The organism is Janthinobacterium sp. GW822-FHT07A03 (assembly GCF_058798815.1).
The window spans coordinates 461,139-478,325 of sequence record NZ_JBXAKW010000004.1 but is presented as its reverse complement, the minus strand read 5'-3'; the positions used below and the strand labels follow the sequence as shown (position 1 = coordinate 478,325).

The window sequence follows — 17,187 nt, the reverse complement described above, 5'->3', positions numbered from 1 at the left end:
GATCGCGCAAGCGCTGGCGGCGGCAAAAAAGTAAATTACGGCTGATACAGGCGTAAAAAAAGTGGCTACCGATTTGGTACCGTGGCCGACATCAATGCGCAGAACGAGCGCATGCGCCGCGGCGAAAACACGCAAGCCAATATCGCGCGCCATACGGCCGGCTGGATCAAGTACCATCAGCAAAAGTTTGACGGCTGGATCGCGCAAGCGCTGGCGGCGGCAAAAAAGTAAATTACGGCTGATACAGGCGTAAAAAAAGTGGCTACCGATTTGGTAGCTACTTTTGCGTTAACGGCCTGTTTTGGTGGTTTTTGGTGAGTTTTTAGCCGTTTTCGGCCAGTTTCAGGTGCAAAATGGGGAAAGGCTTGCCAAAGGGGTCGCATTCCGAGCGGCTTTCCCCGATAAAACCCAGGTGGTGGTAAAAGCCGTGCGCTTGCGTGTTGTGCTCGTTGACGTCGACGGCCGTGGCGCCCAAGGCCGTGATGGCGTACTGGAGCAGCGTGCGGCCGGCGCCGCTGCCGCGTTGATCGGGATGCACGAACAGCATCTCGATCTTGGCGTGCTCGACGCACAGGAAGGCATAGGCGGCGCCGTCATCGGCGCGCAGCACGTGCAGCAGGCGGTCGGCCGTCACCCTGGCCAGCTCATCGCGGACGAAGGGCATGAGGAAAGCGATATCGCTGTCGGCGAGGAAATCGTGGGTGGCACGTACGGACAGGTGCCAGACGTCGAACAAACGGGGCAGGTCGGCGGCATGGGCCAGGGAAATCGGTGATGGTGTCATGCGGAAATAATAACATTGCCCCGGACTGTGCCGGGGCAGGGGGATGATCAGTCCTTCAAATCTTCGATCAGGTCGATGTATTGCTGCTGCGCATCTTCCTTCGACGTGCCGGCCAGGGCTGCCCAGGCATCGAACTTGGCGCGGTTGACGAAGTCGGTCATGCCGGGGCGCTCGCCCGTGGCGTCACCGCTCGACGCTTGCTTGAACAAGGCGTAGATTTTCAACAAGGTCATATTGTCCGGACGCTCGGACAGGGTCTTGGAATCGAGCTGCGCTTGGTCGAATTGCTCTTGTAAACTCATGATGGCTCCTGTGTGCTGATGGAATCGCTGGAAAAGTGCGGCAGGCGCGGCGGAGTGGCCACCGTGCGTGCTGCAGTGCCTGACATCATAGTGAAAAAAGCGCGCCGTGCATTAGAGGACACACTCAAAACAAAAGCGCCGCCACTGCGTGAACAGGGGCGGCGCCAGGTACAGTCGCTTGAGCGCTGTGGAGTCTGTTCTTATACGCCCAGCAGTTCGACGTCGAAAATCAGGGTGGCGTTCGGTGGAATCACGCCGCCGGCGCCGCGGGCGCCATAGCCCAGTGCTGCCGGGATGATCAGCTGGCGCTTGCCGCCCACTTTCATGCCTTGCACGCCTTCGTCCCAGCCCTGGATGACGCGGCCTGCGCCCAGCGGGAATTCGAATGGGTCGTTGCGGTCCTTGCTCGAATCAAATTTCGAACCGGCGCTGCCGTCGTCGTTCTGCAGCCAGCCCGTGTAATGCACGACAACATTGTTGCCGGCTTGCGCTTCAGCGCCTTCGCCGACGACGGTATCGATGTATTGCAGGCCGGAAGCGGTAGTGGTGGTGGTCATGATAATCCTTGTGTAGGCGATGAAAGCTTCAGATTGTAGAGCAATGAGTTGCAAAGCGCCATTCCAGGCCCGGCGCAGGGGAAATAGGGGAATTACGGCGATGTGTGGCTGCCGCTTGCATTTAAGGGGGGAATTCACACAATAAATACAGTGTTCCACGTAAAATGCATGTTTTGTATTTAACAGTGATTTCTTCCATGTTCCGCAGTCTACGCCGCCTTGTTTTTTCCTCGCTGTGCCTGGTTTCCGCAATATCGACGGCGCAAGCCGAAGTGGTGGTGGTACTCAATTCCCGTGATGCTACGGTGCAACTGCTGGACCAGAAAACCTACGCCCCCCTGTCCACCTTTGCCGTCGGCAAGGAGCCGCACCATCTGATGGAGACGCCGGACGGCAAGTCGCTGATCGTCGCCAGTTCCGTCGGCAACGAGTTGATCTTCCTCGACCCCGTGTCGGGCCAGATCCAGCGCCGCATCAGCAACATCCTCGACCCCTACCAGATCGGCTTTTCGCCGGACCAGAAGTGGTTCATCTCGAATTCGCTGCGCCTGGACCGCATCGACCTGTACCGCTACGACGGCAAGAACCTGACCCTGGCCAAGCGCATCGCGCTGCCGAAGCTGCCCAGCCACATGGCCTTCACGGCCGACAGCACCATGGCTTTCATTACGCAGCAGGGCAGCAACCAGGTCAGCGCCATCGACCTGGCCACGCAGACGGTGAAATGGACCATGCCCGTCGGCCCGGCGCCGGCCGGCATCACGATGACGCCGGACGGTAAATATTTGCTGGTCGGTATCATGGGCAGCGATTACGTGGAAGTGATCGACTGGCGCACGCAAAAGACCGTCAAGCGCATCAAGGCGGGCGCCGGCACGCATAATTTCCGTGCGCTGGGCGACAACCGCATGACGTTCGTGTCGAACCGCGTGTCGAACACGATCAACATCATCGACCAGAAAAACCTGGAAAACGTCGGCACCATCAACGTGCCCGGTGGCCCGGACTGCATGGAAATCACGCCCGATGGCAAGACCATGTGGGTGACATTGCGCTGGATCAAGAAAGTGGCCGTGATCGATTTAACCACGCGCAAGGTGATCAAGACGATCCCCGTGGGCCGCTCGCCCCATGGCGTGTATTTCGCCACGCACTCGCCGCGCATGTGATGACGGGTGTGATGATGAAACGCCTGATTTCCGCGGGCCATGTGCCCGCCATGCTGCTGTGCGCCGGCGCCATGCTGACGTCCGCGCATGCCGCCGTACCGGCCCCAGCAGCACCGGCCCCAGCCGCATCTTCGGCCCCGGCCGCCTGCAAGGGCACGATCTACATGACGTTCGACACGGGCAGCCAGTCGCAAGCGCAACTGATCGCCGACGTGCTGAACAAGCGCCATATCAAAGCCACGTTCTTCCTGGCCAATGAAAAGACCACGCGCGGCGACTATTCGCTCGATCCGTCGTGGGCGCCGTACTGGAAAGCCCGGGTCGCCGAAGGCCATGCGTTCGGCACGCATACATTCGACCATGTGTACTGGAAGAAGGATCTGGCCAACGGCTTGATCCAGGTCAAGCCCCAGTTCGGCAAGGATGGCGGCAAGCTGGCGTCTTTCACCGATCAGCAGTTCTGCGAGGAATTGCGCCGCGTCGATACGCGCTTCCAGGAACTGACGGGCCGCAAGCTCGACCCGTTCTGGCGCGCGCCGGGGGGCTATACGTCGCCGCGCACCCTGGCGGCCGGCAGCGCCTGCGGCTACCAGCATGCGGGCTGGGCGCCGGCGGGGTATTCCGGCGATGAATTGCCCAGCGACAAGTATCCAAACGCCATGCTGCTGAAAAAGGCGCTGGCGAACTTGCGCAGCGGCGACATCTTCATTTCGCACATGGGCATCTGGTCGCGCAAGGAGCCGTGGGCGCCCGCCAACCTCGATGCCTTGATTTCCGGCCTGCAAGACAAGGGTTTCTGTTTCGCCACCCTGCGCGAGCATCCCGCCTACGCGCAGAAGAAGGGCCAGCCATGATCGCCGCCGACATCGTCAGTGTCGTCACCCCGGCGATCGACGCCGTGGTCGACGCCTTTGGCGTGGCGCAAGGCTGGCTGTTCCAGACTGTGGTGAATCCCCTTGTGTATCACCTGGGCTTTGGCGAATTCACGGAAGAGGCGTTCGAGGGCACGGAATGGCTGCTGATCGGCCTGTGCGAACTGGTACTGCTGTTCCTCGTGCTGCGGCCGCTCGAAGCCCTGATTCCCGCGCAAAAGATCACGGACCCGCGCGCCCGCTGGAACGACTTCATTTATACGGTGCTGCACCGCATCGGCCTGTTTTCCGTGCTGGTCTTCTTCACGCTCGATCCGCTGATGGATGCATTGGCAGGCGCCTTGCGTTTCGACAATATCCATCCATTCAACCTGGAATCGCTGTTGCCCGGCATCAGTCCCTTGCTCAGTTTTATCATTTATTTTGTGATACTGGACTTCGTCGACTATTGCTACCACCGGGCCTCGCACCATTTCGGCTGGTGGTGGGGCTTGCACAGCCTGCATCACAGCCAGCAGAACCTGAACTTGTGGAGCGATGACCGCAACCACCTGCTCGACGACTTCCTGCGCGACGTGGTGATGGCGCTGGTGGCGCTCGGTATCGGCGTGCCGCCGGGCCAGTACGTGCTGCTGGTGTCGATTTCGCGCATCCTGCAAAGCTTGCAGCATGCGAATGTGAGGATACACTTCGGCCGCATCGGCGAGCGGCTGCTGATCTCGCCCCGTTTCCACCGCACGCACCATGCGATCGGCGTGGGGCACGAGTCGAAAGGCAAGGGCAGCATGGGCGGTTGCAACTTCGGTGTGGTCTTGCCGATTTGGGATATGCTGCTGGGCACCGCGAATTTCTCGGCCGGTTATGCGCGCACGGGCGTGCGCGACCAGCTGGCCCGCATCGACAGCAAGGGCATGGGCCGGCCGGGGCGCAACTATGGCCGCGGCTTCTGGCAGCAGCAATGGCTGGGCTTGCGCCGCATGGTCGAATTTGCAAGATTTAAACGAAAAGGACGCCGTTGATGCGTAATGTGCTGAATTCGTATGGCCGTGCCTTCCTGTCGCAATTGCACGGCAGGATATTGCTGTTGAGCATAGCACCGTTCATCCTGTCGCTGATCCTGTGGGGCGCTCTGCTGTATGTGGGGCTGCAGCCGCTGATCGACAGCCTGCATGCGCTGTTCACGCAATATGATTTCTTCCGCACCAGCGGCCAGGTACTGGCCGCCTTCGGCCTGGGCATGCTGAAAGCGGTGATCGTGCCCCTGATCGCCATGTTCATGCTGCTGCCGCTGATGATCCTGACGGCGCTGATCTTCATGGGCCTGTTCGCCATGCCGGCCATCGGCCGCCATATTGGCGGGCGGCACTTTCCGCAGCTGGAAAAGAAACATGGCGGCAGCCTGCTGGGCAGCGTCGGCACTTCCCTGGCCACGTTCTTGCTGTTCATCATCGTCTGGGCGCTCATGCTGCCCCTGTATGCGTTTCCGCCGGCCGCACTGGTGGGGCAAGCCGTGCTGTGGGGCTGGCTGACGTACCGCGTGATGGCGTATGACGCCATGGCCGATTACGCCAGCGTGGAAGAGCGCCACGCCATCATGCGCACGCAGCGCTGGCCCCTGCTGGCCATCGGCATGGTGTCCGGCGCAGCCGGCGCCGTGCCCGGCATGCTGTGGATGGGCGGCGTGATGTCGGTGGTGTTCTTCCCCTTCCTGGCGGCGTTCGCCATCTGGCTGTATGTGCTGATCTTTATCTTTACGGGTCTGTGGTTCCAGTATTACTGCCTGGAAGCACTGGCGCGTTTGCGGGGCGTACGCGGCATGACCGACGTGGCGCCGGCGGACGCCTGACCATTCTTATTGCATTCTACGAGGGAGCTTCATGGCTATCGGATTGATCATCATTGGCGACGAAATCCTGTCGGGCAAGCGCACTGACCAGCATTTCCCGAAAGTCGTGAGCATGCTCAAGGCACGCGGCTTGCAGCTGAGCTGGGCGGAATACGTGGGCGATGAACCGGCCCGCCTGGTCGCCTTGCTCCAGCGCAGCTTTGCCAGCGGCGACATCGTCTTCAGCTTTGGCGGCATCGGCGCCACGCCGGACGACCACACGCGCCAGGCGGCGGCCGATGCACTGGGCTTGCCGCTGGTGCTGCATCCGCAGGGCAAGGCCAATATCCAGCAACGGATCACGGAAATGGGCGAGGAGGCGGGCGTGCCGGCCGATTTGAACTCGCCGGAAAACCTGCACCGCCTGAAAATGGCGGAATTTGTCGAAGGCGCCGAGCTGATTCCGAATCCGTACAACAAGATTGCCGGCTTTGCCGTGCGCGAACATTATTTCGTGCCGGGCTTTCCCGTCATGTCCTGGCCCATGATCGAATGGGTGCTCGATACGCATTATGCCCACCTGTTCAATCAGGTGCCGCATGCGGAACATGCCTTGCTCGTGTACGAAACGGCCGAATCGCTGCTGACGCCGCTGATGGTGCGCCTGGAAGCGGAGTTTCCGCTGATCAAGGTGTTCAGCCTGCCCAGCGTGGGCGATGCGCAGACGCGCCGGCATATCGAGCTGGGCGTCAAGGGCGAGCCCGCGCAGGCGGCAGCCGCCTTTGCCGAGATGTGCGCCGCCCTCGATACCTTGCAGGCGGAATACACCACCATCTGACATGCAGCCAGCCCGGCGCCGGCGGCTTTTTCGCTGGCGTCCAGCCCGCCATGCATCTATGTACGCCAGCGTACATTCCAAGACGTTGTTTTTTTGCGAAAATCTTCAATGAAGCAAGATTTTTGTGCGCGCTCGTCAGTCGTTCTCATGCCGATGTGGTGGAATGGTGAACAGGGGCCTTGCGTGTCAAACGCGGGGTTGCCTGCCTGTGCAGTAGCGTGTTTTTTTGATTCACCGGTATGGACATCATGTTAAGCAAGCTTTGTTGTGACCGGCCCTGGCTGGCCCTCGTCTTATCCTGCGCGGAGCGGCATCGCTGCCGCCTTTTCCGCGCCGTCCAAACCCAACCTTACCCCAGCATCCCATGAAAGACACAGGCGTCAATCTGGCCGCGCAAGAGCGGCCCCCCTCTGATCCACTGCCCGACACGGGCGCCGAGTCGCCGCCGCCGGCGAGCCCGCCGAAGAGGCGCCGTTCGCGCATCTGGCCGATCTTTGCCATCATCTTGCTGGCGCTGATCGCCGGCGTGGCGTGGTTCGTCATGCGCGAAGTGCGCACCTCGGCCCTGCAGGCCGAGTTTTTCACCCGCCTGGACCGCCAGCTGGCGTTCAAGGTCGAGCCTGGCCCTGCACCGGCGGGCGCCATCCGCTATCCGCAGCACGGCCCGTATGACGAGCGGCTCGGCTATGCCAGCTTGCCCGACTTCATCACCAAGCTCAACGCACGCGACTATGCCGTCACGGCGCAGGCGCGCATGTCGCCGAAAATGGTGCAACTGGTCGACCGGGGCATCTTTGCCACGTATCACGAGAAAAACCGCGCGGGCCTGACCATCCTCGATTGCCGCGCCGCACCGCTGTTCGCGGCCAGCTATCCCGAACGCATGTTCGACGGCTTTGCCGAAGCGCCGCCCGCGCTCGTGCAAAGCCTGCTGTTCATCGAAAACCGGGAATTGCTCGACCCGGGCACGCCCGAGCGCAATCCCGCCGTGGAATGGGACCGCCTGAGCAAGGCCATCCTCGACAAGGCGCTGAACCTGTTCGGCGGCCACCGCGGTGGCGGCGGCAGCACCCTGGCCACGCAGATCGAGAAATACCGGCATTCCGAGGACGGCCGCACCAGTTCCATGCAGGACAAGCTGCTGCAGATGATTTCGGCCAGCCTGCGCTCGTACCAGGATGGCGAAAATACCATGGAAGCGCGGCGCAAGATCGTCGTCAACTACCTCAATACCGTGCCGCTGTCGGCAAAGAGCGGTTTTGGCGAAGTCAACGGTATCGGCGACGGCATGTGGGTCTGGTATGGCCGTCCATTTGCCGAAGTGAAAACATTGCTCAGTGGAAAAATGGATCAGCCCGGCAGCGCGCTGGCCTACAAGCAGGCGCTGAGCCTGCTGATCGCGCAGCGCCGTCCCTCGCATTACCTGGTGGCAGGCGGCGCCGACCTGGAAGTGCTGACCAACAGCCATCTGCGCCTGCTGGCGCAGGCGGGCGTGATCTCGCCGCAGCTGCGCGATACGGCCATCGCCGAGAAGCTGCGTCCATCGACGGCGTCCGGCGTGCAATCGGAAGCGTCGACCTCGTTCGTCACGCGCAAGGCCTCGAATGCCGTGCGCAATCATCTGGCCAGCATGCTCGGCGATCCGCGCTTGTACAACCTCGACCGCCTGGACCTGAAAGTGGTCAGCACGCTCGACGCGCAGGCGCAAAACGCCGTCACCAAGGTCTTGCGCGAGCTGCGCGACCCGGAAGTGGCGAAAGCGGCGGGCCTGACGGGCAAGGGCATGCTGGGCAATGGCGACCCCGCCAACGTGGTCTACAGCTTTACCTTGCTGCAAAAGGGCGACCAGGCCAACTTGCTGCGTGTGCAGACGGATAATTTCGACCAGCCGCTCGACATCAACGAAGGCGCCAAGCTGGACCTCGGTTCCACGGCCAAGCTGCGCACCCTGGTGACGTATCTGGACATCATCGACCAGCTGCACCAGCGCTATAGCGGCATGGGCGCCGCCGAGCTGGGCAAGATTGCCGTCGATCCGAAGGACATGCTGTCGCAGTGGGCGATTGCCTATCTGAAACCATTGCCGCTCGGCGAGGCGCGCAACCTGCCGGCCATGCTGGCGGCCGCCATGGAACGCAAATATTCGGGCAACCCGGGCGAAGGCTTCTTCACGGGCGGCGGCTTGCACCATTTCGGCAACTTCTCCAAGCTCGACGACAGCCGCATCATGACGGTGCAGCAGGCGCTGCGCCAGTCGACCAACCTGGTCTTCGTGCGCCTGATGCGCGACGTGGCCCGCTACTATATGTTCTCGCGTCCCGATTCCTCGGCCTCGCTGCTGGCGGATGCGGACGATCCGCGCCGGGCCCAGTACCTGAGCCGGTTTGCCGACAAGGAAGGGCGCGAATTCCTGCACCGTTTCTACCAGAAGTACCGCGGCAAGAGCGTTGACGAGCAGGAAAAGATTTTGTTGGCCAGCATCCGCCCGACGCCCGTGCGCCTGGCGAATATCTTCCGCACCATCAATCCCAAGGGCACGGTGGCGGAATTCGGCGATTTCCTCAACGCCAACTTGCCGTCGCAAAACGAAGTGCCGCCCGAGCGCGTCGCCAAGATGTACCAGCAGTACGCGATGGAAAACTGGTCCTTGGCCGACCGTGGCTATCTGGCGAATGTGCATCCGCTGGAACTGTGGATGGTGGCGTATCTGCGCCAGCACGAAGGTTCCACCCTGACGCAGATGGTGGCGGCCAGCGAGAAGGAACGCCAGGAAGTGTACAAATGGCTGTTCAACACGCACCGCAAGCATGCGCAGGACCGCCGCATCGCCAACTTGCTGGAAGTGGAAGGCTTCCTGGAAATCCACCGCCAGTGGAAGAAGATGGGCTACCCGTTTGATTCGCTGGTGCCGTCGTATGCGACCACCCTGGGCGCGTCGGCCGACCGTCCCGCCGCGCTGGCCGAGTTGATGGGCATCATCATCAACGATGGCGTGCGCAAGCCGAGCGTGCGCATCGATTCCATGCATTTCGCCGCCAACACGCCGTATGACACCATGGTCAAGCGGGGCACGAAGGTGGAAGCGGAACAGGTGTTGTCGCCGGACGTCGCCAAGGCCGTCGCCAAGGCCATCCGCGAAGTCGTGTCGGACGGCACGGCGAAACGGGCGAAGACGGCATTTGTCGGCGCCGACGGCGTGCCGATCCCCATGGGCGGCAAGACGGGCACGGGCGACCAGCGCTTCGACGTGTATGGCGCCGGCGGCCGCCTGATCGAGTCGCGCTATGTGAACCGTTCGGCCACGTTCGTGTTCAATATCGGCGAGCGCTTCTATGGCAGCATGACGGCGTATGTGCGCGGGCCGGAATCGAAGAATTACGATTTCACCAGCGCCTTGCCGGTGCAACTGCTCGTGTCGCTGGCGCCGAGTTTGATGCCGCTGATCGAGCCGCCCGCGCCCGCCGAGGGCGTGGCCAAGCAGTGCACGAATTAAATCGTTGCTGCAATGAAAAGCCGGCCTGAATTGGCCGGTTTTTTTATGGAAGAGAAAGAAGCTATGGAAAGAATCCAGCACATCTTTGCGCAATATCATCGCTTCGACGATGGCGCGCTCGTATCATTCGAGCACGTGTATGGGCCGCGCGGCGTGCAAGCCGTGCGCATCGTGTTGTACGCAAGAAATCATGCGCTGGACGGCAATGTCTGGCGCCAGGTGGCCATCACGGTGGGCGACGTGCGCGAAGTGCTGGTCCGGACGCCGGGCAAATTCATCAACCGCATCTGCTGCGGCGTGAAGCTGCTGCGTTTTGGCGACGACTGGTGCGTCGATGTCGACGGCACGTACACGCACGATGATCCGACGTCCGTGGACGAAGTGCGCCGCGATGGCGATTGCTATGTCATCGGCGGCACGGTCGAGGCCATCGAACTCGATTAGCCGGCAAACACGGCCGTTTTATCTTCCAGGCGCGCGTGATACGCGGCAATGGCGGGATACTCGGGACGTTGCAGGGGCGCCATCAGCCAGCGCTTGACGGACAGGCCCAGCACGATATCGGCCAGCGTGAACTGTTCGCCGCAGACGAATGCGCCAGTGCGCTGCAGCTGCTGTTCCAGCACGCCCATCATCTTGTTCCATCCGGCAATACCGGCCGCCAGCTGCGCCGCATCCTGGTGCGCGGGGCTGTGGCGCACCAGCGACATGAAGGCGTAGCGCCAGCTGTTGTTCAAATCGCCCATCTGCCAATCCATCCATTTTTCCACTTCCGCGCGGGCGCGGGGCGTGCTTGGCAGCAAGTCGTCGCGGCCCGCCTGCGCGCACAGGTAGCGGCATATCGTGTTCGATTCCCACAGCACCAGGTCGCCGTCCACCAGCACGGGCACCATGGCGTTCGGGTTCAGGGCCAGGAAGGCCGGGTCGTCGGTGGTGCGAAAGCCGCTGCCCCAGTCTTCGCGTTCGTACGGCAGGTCGAGTTCTTCGCACGTCCACAAGACTTTGCGGACGTTGATCGAGGCGGCTTTTCCAAGAATTTTCAGCATGCAGGGCTCCAGAGGGCAGGTGGTTGATCTGCCACTGTAGCGGATTTGGCCACGCCGCGCATGTGAAAGTGCCTTGCATAGTTGAGGTTTTCTTGGCATCGTAGCCACCCATGAAACCTATGCGCCACCACATGTCCAAAATCCTCGCGTTCAGCCGCTTTTCCGTGCGCGATTTCCTCGCCACCGCCGGTCCGACCTTGCTGCTCGTCGGCGCGTTTTGCGCGCTTGCCTACTGGCTGGTCGACCCGGCCCCACCGCGCCAGGTGAGCCTGTCGACGGGGCAGGACAATAGCGCGTATGAAGAGTTCGGCAAGAAATACGCGGCTACCCTGGCCAAGCACGGCATCAAGGTGACCTTGCAGCCATCGCTGGGTTCGCAGGAAAACCTGCAGCGCCTGAACGCGGGCAAGACCGATATCGCCTTCGTGCAAAGCGGCTCGACGGAACACGCCGATGCCGAGCGTCATGGCCTCATATCCCTGGGCAGCCTGTTTACGGAACCCGTCTGGCTGTTCCTGCGCGAAGACAAGGCGGTGACGGAACTGACGCAATTGAAGGGCATGAAGATCAACCTGGGGCCGGAAGGCACGGGCGTGCCCAGCCTGTTCCGGCAGTTGCTGTCCGTGAATGGCGTCGAAGCGAACGAGCTGACCGTCAGTGCCTTGCAAAACACGCCCGCCACGGTGGAGCTGCTGGAAGGGCGCATCGACGGCCTGGTGTTCAGCTCGGCGCCGGAAGCGCCGCTGATCCAGATGCTGCTGCAAACGCCGGGCATCAAGCTGTTTGATTTTTCGCAAGCGGAAGCGTACACGCGGCGCTTGCCTTTCCTCACGCATGTCGTCTTGCCGCGCGGCATAGTCGACCTGGGCAAAAATATCCCGGCGCAGGATTATCACCTGATCGCGCCGACCGCCACCTTGGTTGCGCGCGAAGACTTGCATCCGGCCCTGGTCGACCTGTTCGTGCAGGCGGCGGCAGGCATCCATGGCGGCACGGGCTGGTTCCAGCAGCAGGGGCAATTCCCGTCCGCGCGCTACACGGAAATTCCCGTCGCGCCCGAAGCGCTGAAATTCTACAAGGATGGCGCGCCCGTGCTGCAGCGCTATATGAGTTTCTGGCTGGCTAATTTCTTCGACCGCATGTGGGTGCTGGTGGTGGCGCTCGGCGCCTTGATTCTGCCCCTGTCGCGCGTGGTGCCGCCCCTGTACGTGTGGCGCATCCGCTCGCGCGTGTACCGCTGGTATGGCCAGCTGCGCACGGTGGAGCAGGCGCTGGAAGACGTGCCGCAAGCGCAGCGCGCACAAGTGTATGCGGAGCAATTGAAGCGGCTGGACCAGATCGAGGACATGGTCAACCAGATCTCGATTCCCCTGTCGTTTGCCGATGGCCTGTATGGCTTGCGCAGCCACATCAATTTCGTGCGCAAGCGCATCTTGACCTTGATGGGCGAACAGCCCGAGGTAGTTTAGACGAGGGTGACCGACAGCTTGCGTCCGAGCAGCGTGGAGGCCCGCTCCAGGGTCGACAGGGTCACGTCGCTGCCGGGGTCGAGCAGGCGGTCGAGCTGCGAGCGGCTCGTCTGCAGCAGGGCCGCCATGCGCGTCTTCGACAGCGATTGAGCCTGCATTGCCTGCGTCAGTTGCCAGGCGATCACTTCCTTGATGGCGCGGGTTTGCGTTTGCTCGAAGATGCCTTCCTCTTTTAAAAAATCGTCGAGGCTGCTGCCGAGGTGGGGAGCGGTGGCGTTCATGTCAGTTCCTTGTAGCGTTTGCGGGCCAGCGCCAGGTCGTCTTCCGGCGTCGTCCGGGTTTTCTTGATAAAGCCGTGCAGCGCCACCAGGCAATCGCCGTGATGGCAGATCAGCACGCGCGCAATGCGCTTGCCGGGCAAGTTGCTGCGCACTTCCGACAGGCCGTGCCCGAGATGCCGGCAGAGGGGCATGCCCACGGGCCAGCGCCATTACGCATGCATCAAGTCTTGCCCGATCACATGGCGTTCCTCGATGGGGAGCGACTTGAGCCAGTCGCGCACGGGCTCGCCGCCATTGCCGTTCGCGTAGAACAGCAGGGTAATCTGCCGCAGGCCGGAAGCATCCATGACGCACCTCTACGTTGTACTATATAAGGTACATATTCGCAAGGAGAATTTGCGCCGCAGTTGAAAAAATCGGGCGCGCATGGATGGTTGTAGCCGATGACGGGCCATCGCGTGGCCCGCCAGATCAAACACTGTTCAGATAGTCAGGCGGCCAGCGTCAGGCGCCCAGCCACGGCAGCCCGGCCTTGCACCAGCCGCCGATCTGTTTGCGGTGGCCGTCCGCATCCTTGTCGCCTTCAAACCCTTCAAGGATATCGAAGCAGTTGATATAGCCGTGCTCGGTCGCCAGCTTGGCGGCATGACGCGAACGCACGCCCGAGCGGCACAGGAACAGCAGCACCTCGTCCTTGCCGGCCTGGGCCGCCAGCTGCGCAAGAAAGTCGGGATTCGGCACGCCGCCCGGGTAGGTGGCCCACTGCACCGCACCATGCTGGGTATCGGCGATGTCGACCCGGCCGACCCAGTCGCGCTCGGCATTCGTGCGCACGTCGATGAGCTTGGCGGCTGCGTCCAGTTGCAGCAGCTCGTACGCTTCCTGCGGCGTGACGGCGCCGGCATACGGCGTACCTTCATTGGCCCGGCTGCGGGCGGTGGTCAGGATGTCGGCGGCGGTAGTCATGGCGTCCTCGATGAAAGTGGGATGGTGTGTACGATTATAGTGCGCCGTCCGCGCCCCGCAAACGGGAAACCACGGTGCACGGCGGACGCACCACAACGAGGCATTTTTCAAGAATGCGCACAAAATGCACGATAATGGTGCGTTATTCGTTTTTTGCACTTGCATAGTGCATTCTTGATTTGACGCAAACTCGGCAGGAAAATCGCGGGCAGGAAAACTTTCACTGGGATGGCAGTGATTTTGCCGCTGGCGCCAGGCGGCTCCGGGGGCTGGCATGGAATCTGCTATGATCCTTATGAGTTTTGGTGGCACGCAATGTTTGCTTCGCTTCATCAGCCCAGACGCACTAAGGTCGGCTCACCCCACATTCATTTAGGAGATACGCATGGCAATGACAGCCGCAGAAGTCTTGAAGATGGTAGAAGAAAACGAAGTCAAATTCGTTGATTTCCGCTTTGCTGATACCCGTGGTAAAGAGCAGCACGTGACGGTTCCCGTGTCGCACTTCGACATGGACAAATTCGAGTCGGGCCACGCCTTTGACGGTTCTTCGATCGCTGGCTGGAAAGGTATCGAAGCGTCCGACATGATCTTGCTGCCGGATCCAAACACGGCCAATATCGACCCGTTCATGGAAGAAACGACCCTGTTCATGCAGTGCGACGTGATCGAACCGTCGGACGGCAAGGGCTATGACCGCGACCCGCGCTCGATCGCGAAACGCGCCGAAGCCTACCTGAAATCGTCGGGCATGGGCGACACCGCCTACTTCGGCCCTGAGCCGGAATTCTTCATCTTCGACAGCGTGCGCTGGAAGATCGACATGTCGGGCTGCTTCGTCAAGATCGGTTCGGACGAAGGTTCGTGGTCGACCGGCAAGGATATCGAAGGCGGCAACAGCGGCCACCGTCCTACCGTCAAGGGCGGCTACTTCCCCGTGCCACCAGTGGACAGCTTCCAGGACATGCGTTCGGAAATGTGCCTGATCCTGGAATCGCTGGGCATCCCGGTTGAGGTACATCATCACGAAGTCGCCGGCGCCGGTCAGAATGAAATCGGCACCAAGTTCTCGACCCTGGTCGAGCGCGCAGACTGGACGCAAAACCTGAAATACGTGGTGTGGAACGTGGCGCACAGCTATGGCAAGACCGCCACCTTCATGCCGAAACCTATCGTTGGCGACAACGGTTCGGGCATGCACGTGCATCAATCCGTATGGAAAGATGGCAAAAACCTGTTCGCTGGCGACGGCTATGCCGGCCTGTCCGATTTCGCCCTGTACTACATCGGCGGCATCATCAAGCACGCCAAGGCACTGAACGCGATCACCAACCCGGGCACGAACTCGTACAAGCGTCTGGTACCAGGCTACGAAGCGCCGGTGAAACTGGCATACTCGGCGAAAAACCGTTCCGCCTCGATCCGTATCCCGCACGTGGCCAATCCAAAAGGCCGCCGCGTCGAAGCGCGCTTCCCGGATCCACTGGCGAACCCGTACCTGTGCTTCGCCGCACTGCTGATGGCTGGCCTGGACGGCGTTGCCAACAAGATCCATCCGGGCGAAGCCGCCTCGAAAGATCTGTACCATCTGCCGCCGGAAGAAGACGCACTGATCCCTACCGTGTGCGCTTCGCTGGAAGAAGCACTCGACGCGCTGGACAAGGACCGCGAGTTCCTGACCCGCGGCGGCGTGTTCAGCGATTCGATGATCGACGCGTACCTGGAACTGAAAATGCAGGACGTGCAGCGCATGCGCATGACCACGCATCCTGCCGAGTTCGACATGTACTACTCGCTGTAATGGCGCCATGCCGGCAATGTGCCGGTAGTGAATAGAAACGCGGGTGAGGCGATCGGTCTTGCCCGCGTTTTTTTATGCTTTGCGCCAAGGCGGCGCCGGTGCGGTGTTGTATAGTCGGCCCAGGAACGATGCGGCATGTGCCGACAGGAGTAGAGATTGACCAAGCATTACAGAATGGCGCTGATGGCAGGATTGCTGGGCGCGGCGGCACAGGCGCACGGGCAGTTGTATGTGTGCGCCGATGCGCAAGGACACAAGACGTACACGGACAAGCGGGCTGGCGCGCATTGCCAGCTGCTCGATTTGCCGGGCGCCCTGACGGAGCCGCCCCGCAAGACGGGGCCGCTGGCCGGCGCGCCTGCCCGGCCCGCCATGCAGGCGGCCGGGACACCGGCGCCGGCCGCCGGCGCGTTTCCCAAGGTCGATGGCGCCGAACAGCGCGCGCGCGACCTGGACCGGCGCCAGATCCTGCAGGACGAATTGCGCAGCGAAGAGCAGAAACTGGCGGCGCAGCGCCTCGAATTTAACGGCGGACAACCTGAGCGCCAGGGCAACGAGCGTAACTATGCGAAATACCAGGAACGGGTGGCGCAACTGAAGGACAACATCAGCCGGACGCAGCAGAACGTCGAGGCCCTGAAACGCGAGATCGCGAATATTCGGTAAAGCACATGACACTAGACAACCATTCCAGCCGCCCGGCCCACCTGGCCGGCCTTGATTTGCTGGCCTCGGCCGTGATCCTGCTCGACGGCGACGGCCGCATCAGCTATGCCAACGCGGCGGCGGAAAACCTGCTGGAAAGCTCATTAAAGGCTCTGTCGCGGCAAAAACTGACGGCGCTGTTCCTGAATCCCGACGAGCTGGCCGGCATCTGCGCGCAGGCGCTCGAACATAAATTTTCCGATTTGCGCCAGGACCTGAGCCTGGAACGCCTGGGGCGCGAGCCGCTGCGCGTGCACAGCATTGTCAGCGCGCTCGACGCGCCTAGCGACGGCGTGCTTATCGAGCTGCGCGAAAACGTGCAGCAATTAAAACTCGACCGCGAGGAGCGCATCCTCGACCAGAGCCAGGTCAACAAGGAGCTGATCCGCAACCTGGCGCATGAAATCAAGAACCCGTTGGGCGGCATCCGCGGCGCGGCCCAGCTGCTGGAACTGGAATTGCCGGCCCTGCACCTGAGCGAGCTGCGCGAATACACGCAAGTCATCATCAAGGAAGCGGACCGCCTGCAGACGCTGGTCGACCGCCTGCTGGCGCCGCACCGCCGCCCGCACATCGTGGGCGACGTGAATATCCACGAAGTGTGCGAACGGGTCCGCAGCCTGATCCTGGCCGAGTTTCCCAGCGGCCTGACCATTTCGCGCGATTACGACGCTTCGATCCCCGAGTTTCGCGGCGACAAGGAACAATTGATACAGACCGTGCTCAACATTGCCCATAACGCGGCGCAAGCCTTGGCCGAGCGCATCGAAGCGGGCGATGCTGAGCTGATTTTCAAGACGCGCGTGGCGCGCCAAGTGACCCTGGCCAAGGTCCGCTACAACCTGGCATTAGACTTGCATATCATTGACAATGGACCGGGCATCGCACCCCAGATCCGCGACCGGATTTTCTACCCGCTGGTGTCGGGCAGGGAAGGCGGCAGCGGACTGGGACTGACCTTGGCGCAAACCTTCGTGCAACAGCACCTGGGCGTGATCGAGTGCGAAAGCCGGCCTGGATACACCGATTTCAGGATCGTTCTCCCCTTGCCATAAGCGAGGAAGTATCCCACCCATGAA

At 61.6% G+C, this 17,187-nt stretch carries 20 protein-coding genes; 12 read left to right on the top strand and 8 right to left on the bottom strand.

Annotated elements, in window-relative coordinates; genetic code table 11:
* The first annotated feature begins 81 nt into the window (after positions 1–81).
* Entirely contained in the window at positions 82–231 is a 150-nt protein-coding gene (locus AC1RJW_RS14420) for a hypothetical protein (protein ID WP_493045508.1), read from the top strand.
* A gap of 91 nt (positions 232–322) precedes the next feature.
* Here the strand turns inward: AC1RJW_RS14420 and AC1RJW_RS14415 are convergent, their stop codons facing one another.
* The 3 genes from AC1RJW_RS14415 to AC1RJW_RS14405 form a co-directional block, all read right to left on the bottom strand.
* Positions 323–784 carry a GNAT family N-acetyltransferase gene (locus tag AC1RJW_RS14415; protein WP_493045507.1) on the bottom strand — a complete coding sequence of 154 codons (462 nt, stop codon included), beginning with the start codon at positions 782–784 and terminating at the stop codon, positions 323–325.
* 47 nt (positions 785–831) lie between these two features.
* Positions 832–1,086: an acyl-CoA-binding protein gene (locus AC1RJW_RS14410; RefSeq protein WP_070219266.1), complete on the bottom strand. Its 255-nt coding sequence runs from the start codon at positions 1,084–1,086 to the stop codon at positions 832–834.
* A gap of 200 nt (positions 1,087–1,286) precedes the next feature.
* On the bottom strand, positions 1,287–1,643 hold the full coding sequence (locus tag AC1RJW_RS14405) for an FKBP-type peptidyl-prolyl cis-trans isomerase (protein WP_034760263.1): 357 nt from the start codon (positions 1,641–1,643) through the stop codon (positions 1,287–1,289).
* 197 nt (positions 1,644–1,840) lie between these two features.
* Between AC1RJW_RS14405 and AC1RJW_RS14400 the strand changes: the two genes are divergently transcribed.
* The 7 genes from AC1RJW_RS14400 to AC1RJW_RS14370 all read left to right on the top strand — a co-directional run bounded on the left by AC1RJW_RS14400 (position 1,841) and on the right by AC1RJW_RS14370 (position 10,284).
* Positions 1,841–2,812: a YVTN family beta-propeller repeat protein gene (locus AC1RJW_RS14400; protein ID WP_493045506.1), complete on the top strand. Its 972-nt coding sequence runs from the start codon at positions 1,841–1,843 to the stop codon at positions 2,810–2,812.
* An 11-nt stretch (positions 2,813–2,823) separates the two neighbouring features.
* The gene (locus tag AC1RJW_RS14395) at positions 2,824–3,666 is read left to right on the top strand and encodes a polysaccharide deacetylase family protein (protein WP_493045504.1); all 843 of its coding nucleotides are present in this window, start codon (positions 2,824–2,826) and stop codon (positions 3,664–3,666) included.
* Positions 3,663–4,703: a sterol desaturase family protein gene (locus AC1RJW_RS14390; protein ID WP_493045503.1), complete on the top strand. Its 1,041-nt coding sequence runs from the start codon at positions 3,663–3,665 to the stop codon at positions 4,701–4,703. Before AC1RJW_RS14395 ends, AC1RJW_RS14390 begins: the two co-directional genes overlap by 4 nt.
* Positions 4,703–5,530 carry an EI24 domain-containing protein gene (locus tag AC1RJW_RS14385; RefSeq protein ID WP_493045502.1) on the top strand — a complete coding sequence of 276 codons (828 nt, stop codon included), beginning with the start codon at positions 4,703–4,705 and terminating at the stop codon, positions 5,528–5,530. Before AC1RJW_RS14390 ends, AC1RJW_RS14385 begins: the two co-directional genes overlap by 1 nt.
* A gap of 31 nt (positions 5,531–5,561) precedes the next feature.
* Positions 5,562–6,347 (top strand): competence/damage-inducible protein A, encoded by a 786-nt coding sequence (locus AC1RJW_RS14380; RefSeq protein ID WP_493045501.1) that lies wholly within the window; start codon positions 5,562–5,564, stop codon positions 6,345–6,347.
* Between the two features lie 364 nt (positions 6,348–6,711).
* Positions 6,712–9,840: a transglycosylase domain-containing protein gene (locus tag AC1RJW_RS14375; RefSeq protein ID WP_493045500.1), complete on the top strand. Its 3,129-nt coding sequence runs from the start codon at positions 6,712–6,714 to the stop codon at positions 9,838–9,840.
* Between the two features lie 63 nt (positions 9,841–9,903).
* Positions 9,904–10,284, top strand: coding sequence for a hypothetical protein (locus AC1RJW_RS14370; RefSeq protein ID WP_493045499.1), 381 nt, complete (start codon positions 9,904–9,906; stop codon positions 10,282–10,284).
* Here the strand turns inward: AC1RJW_RS14370 and AC1RJW_RS14365 are convergent.
* The gene (locus AC1RJW_RS14365) at positions 10,281–10,886 is read right to left on the bottom strand and encodes a glutathione S-transferase family protein (RefSeq protein WP_493045498.1); all 606 of its coding nucleotides are present in this window, start codon (positions 10,884–10,886) and stop codon (positions 10,281–10,283) included. The two genes, AC1RJW_RS14370 and AC1RJW_RS14365, sit on opposite strands and share 4 nt — an antisense overlap.
* 131 nt (positions 10,887–11,017) lie before the next feature.
* On the opposite strand from AC1RJW_RS14365, the gene AC1RJW_RS14360 reads away from it, so the two are divergent.
* The gene (locus AC1RJW_RS14360) at positions 11,018–12,355 is read left to right on the top strand and encodes a TAXI family TRAP transporter solute-binding subunit (RefSeq protein ID WP_493045497.1); all 1,338 of its coding nucleotides are present in this window, start codon (positions 11,018–11,020) and stop codon (positions 12,353–12,355) included.
* Here the strand turns inward: AC1RJW_RS14360 and AC1RJW_RS14355 are convergent.
* From AC1RJW_RS14355 to AC1RJW_RS14340, 4 genes are all read right to left on the bottom strand, one after another.
* Entirely contained in the window at positions 12,352–12,636 is a 285-nt protein-coding gene (locus tag AC1RJW_RS14355) for a Fis family transcriptional regulator (protein ID WP_493045496.1), read from the bottom strand. The two genes, AC1RJW_RS14360 and AC1RJW_RS14355, sit on opposite strands and share 4 nt — an antisense overlap.
* Positions 12,633–12,827, bottom strand: a complete 195-nt coding sequence (locus AC1RJW_RS14350) for a type II toxin-antitoxin system RelE/ParE family toxin (RefSeq protein ID WP_493045588.1) — start codon at positions 12,825–12,827, stop codon at positions 12,633–12,635. Before AC1RJW_RS14350 ends, AC1RJW_RS14355 begins: the two co-directional genes overlap by 4 nt.
* 18 nt (positions 12,828–12,845) lie before the next feature.
* The gene (locus AC1RJW_RS14345) at positions 12,846–12,983 is read right to left on the bottom strand and encodes a hypothetical protein (RefSeq protein ID WP_493045495.1); all 138 of its coding nucleotides are present in this window, start codon (positions 12,981–12,983) and stop codon (positions 12,846–12,848) included.
* Positions 12,984–13,140: 157 nt separating this feature from the next.
* The gene (locus AC1RJW_RS14340; protein ID WP_099410353.1) at positions 13,141–13,602 is read right to left on the bottom strand and encodes a rhodanese-like domain-containing protein; all 462 of its coding nucleotides are present in this window, start codon (positions 13,600–13,602) and stop codon (positions 13,141–13,143) included.
* A gap of 385 nt (positions 13,603–13,987) precedes the next feature.
* Between AC1RJW_RS14340 and glnA the strand changes: the two genes are divergently transcribed.
* The 3 genes from glnA (at position 13,988) to glnL (ending at position 17,163) form a co-directional block, all read left to right on the top strand.
* A complete protein-coding gene (gene glnA, locus AC1RJW_RS14335; protein ID WP_029496182.1) occupies positions 13,988–15,403 on the top strand; it encodes a type I glutamate--ammonia ligase in 1,416 nt (471 codons plus the stop codon).
* 183 nt (positions 15,404–15,586) lie between these two features.
* Positions 15,587–16,069: a DUF4124 domain-containing protein gene (locus tag AC1RJW_RS14330; protein WP_493045587.1), complete on the top strand. Its 483-nt coding sequence runs from the start codon at positions 15,587–15,589 to the stop codon at positions 16,067–16,069.
* Between the two features lie 5 nt (positions 16,070–16,074).
* Entirely contained in the window at positions 16,075–17,163 is a 1,089-nt protein-coding gene (gene glnL / locus AC1RJW_RS14325) for a nitrogen regulation protein NR(II) (RefSeq protein WP_436542441.1), read from the top strand.
* Positions 17,164–17,187 lie beyond the last annotated feature (24 nt).

Excerpts from the sequence above, each read along its gene's own strand:
- AC1RJW_RS14400 (WP_493045506.1), top strand. The coding sequence starts at position 1,841 with ATGTTCCGCAGTCTACGCCGCCTTGTTTTTTCCTCGCTGTGCCTGGTT.
- AC1RJW_RS14380 (WP_493045501.1), top strand. The coding sequence starts at position 5,562 with ATGGCTATCGGATTGATCATCATTGGCGACGAAATCCTGTCGGGCAAG.
- glnA (WP_029496182.1), top strand. The coding sequence starts at position 13,988 with ATGGCAATGACAGCCGCAGAAGTCTTGAAGATGGTAGAAGAAAACGAA.
- AC1RJW_RS14340 (WP_099410353.1), bottom strand. The coding sequence starts at position 13,602 with ATGACTACCGCCGCCGACATCCTGACCACCGCCCGCAGCCGGGCCAAT.
- AC1RJW_RS14330 (WP_493045587.1), top strand. The coding sequence starts at position 15,587 with ATGGCAGGATTGCTGGGCGCGGCGGCACAGGCGCACGGGCAGTTGTAT.
- AC1RJW_RS14385 (WP_493045502.1), top strand. The coding sequence starts at position 4,703 with ATGCGTAATGTGCTGAATTCGTATGGCCGTGCCTTCCTGTCGCAATTG.
- glnL (WP_436542441.1), top strand. The coding sequence starts at position 16,075 with ATGACACTAGACAACCATTCCAGCCGCCCGGCCCACCTGGCCGGCCTT.
- AC1RJW_RS14410 (WP_070219266.1), bottom strand. The coding sequence starts at position 1,086 with ATGAGTTTACAAGAGCAATTCGACCAAGCGCAGCTCGATTCCAAGACC.
- AC1RJW_RS14365 (WP_493045498.1), bottom strand. The coding sequence starts at position 10,886 with ATGCTGAAAATTCTTGGAAAAGCCGCCTCGATCAACGTCCGCAAAGTC.
- AC1RJW_RS14370 (WP_493045499.1), top strand. The coding sequence starts at position 9,904 with ATGGAAAGAATCCAGCACATCTTTGCGCAATATCATCGCTTCGACGAT.
- AC1RJW_RS14375 (WP_493045500.1), top strand. The coding sequence starts at position 6,712 with ATGAAAGACACAGGCGTCAATCTGGCCGCGCAAGAGCGGCCCCCCTCT.
- AC1RJW_RS14360 (WP_493045497.1), top strand. The coding sequence starts at position 11,018 with ATGTCCAAAATCCTCGCGTTCAGCCGCTTTTCCGTGCGCGATTTCCTC.
- AC1RJW_RS14350 (WP_493045588.1), bottom strand. The coding sequence starts at position 12,827 with ATGCCCCTCTGCCGGCATCTCGGGCACGGCCTGTCGGAAGTGCGCAGC.
- AC1RJW_RS14355 (WP_493045496.1), bottom strand. The coding sequence starts at position 12,636 with ATGAACGCCACCGCTCCCCACCTCGGCAGCAGCCTCGACGATTTTTTA.
- AC1RJW_RS14395 (WP_493045504.1), top strand. The coding sequence starts at position 2,824 with ATGATGAAACGCCTGATTTCCGCGGGCCATGTGCCCGCCATGCTGCTG.
- AC1RJW_RS14415 (WP_493045507.1), bottom strand. The coding sequence starts at position 784 with ATGACACCATCACCGATTTCCCTGGCCCATGCCGCCGACCTGCCCCGT.
- AC1RJW_RS14390 (WP_493045503.1), top strand. The coding sequence starts at position 3,663 with ATGATCGCCGCCGACATCGTCAGTGTCGTCACCCCGGCGATCGACGCC.
- AC1RJW_RS14405 (WP_034760263.1), bottom strand. The coding sequence starts at position 1,643 with ATGACCACCACCACTACCGCTTCCGGCCTGCAATACATCGATACCGTC.
- AC1RJW_RS14345 (WP_493045495.1), bottom strand. The coding sequence starts at position 12,983 with ATGGATGCTTCCGGCCTGCGGCAGATTACCCTGCTGTTCTACGCGAAC.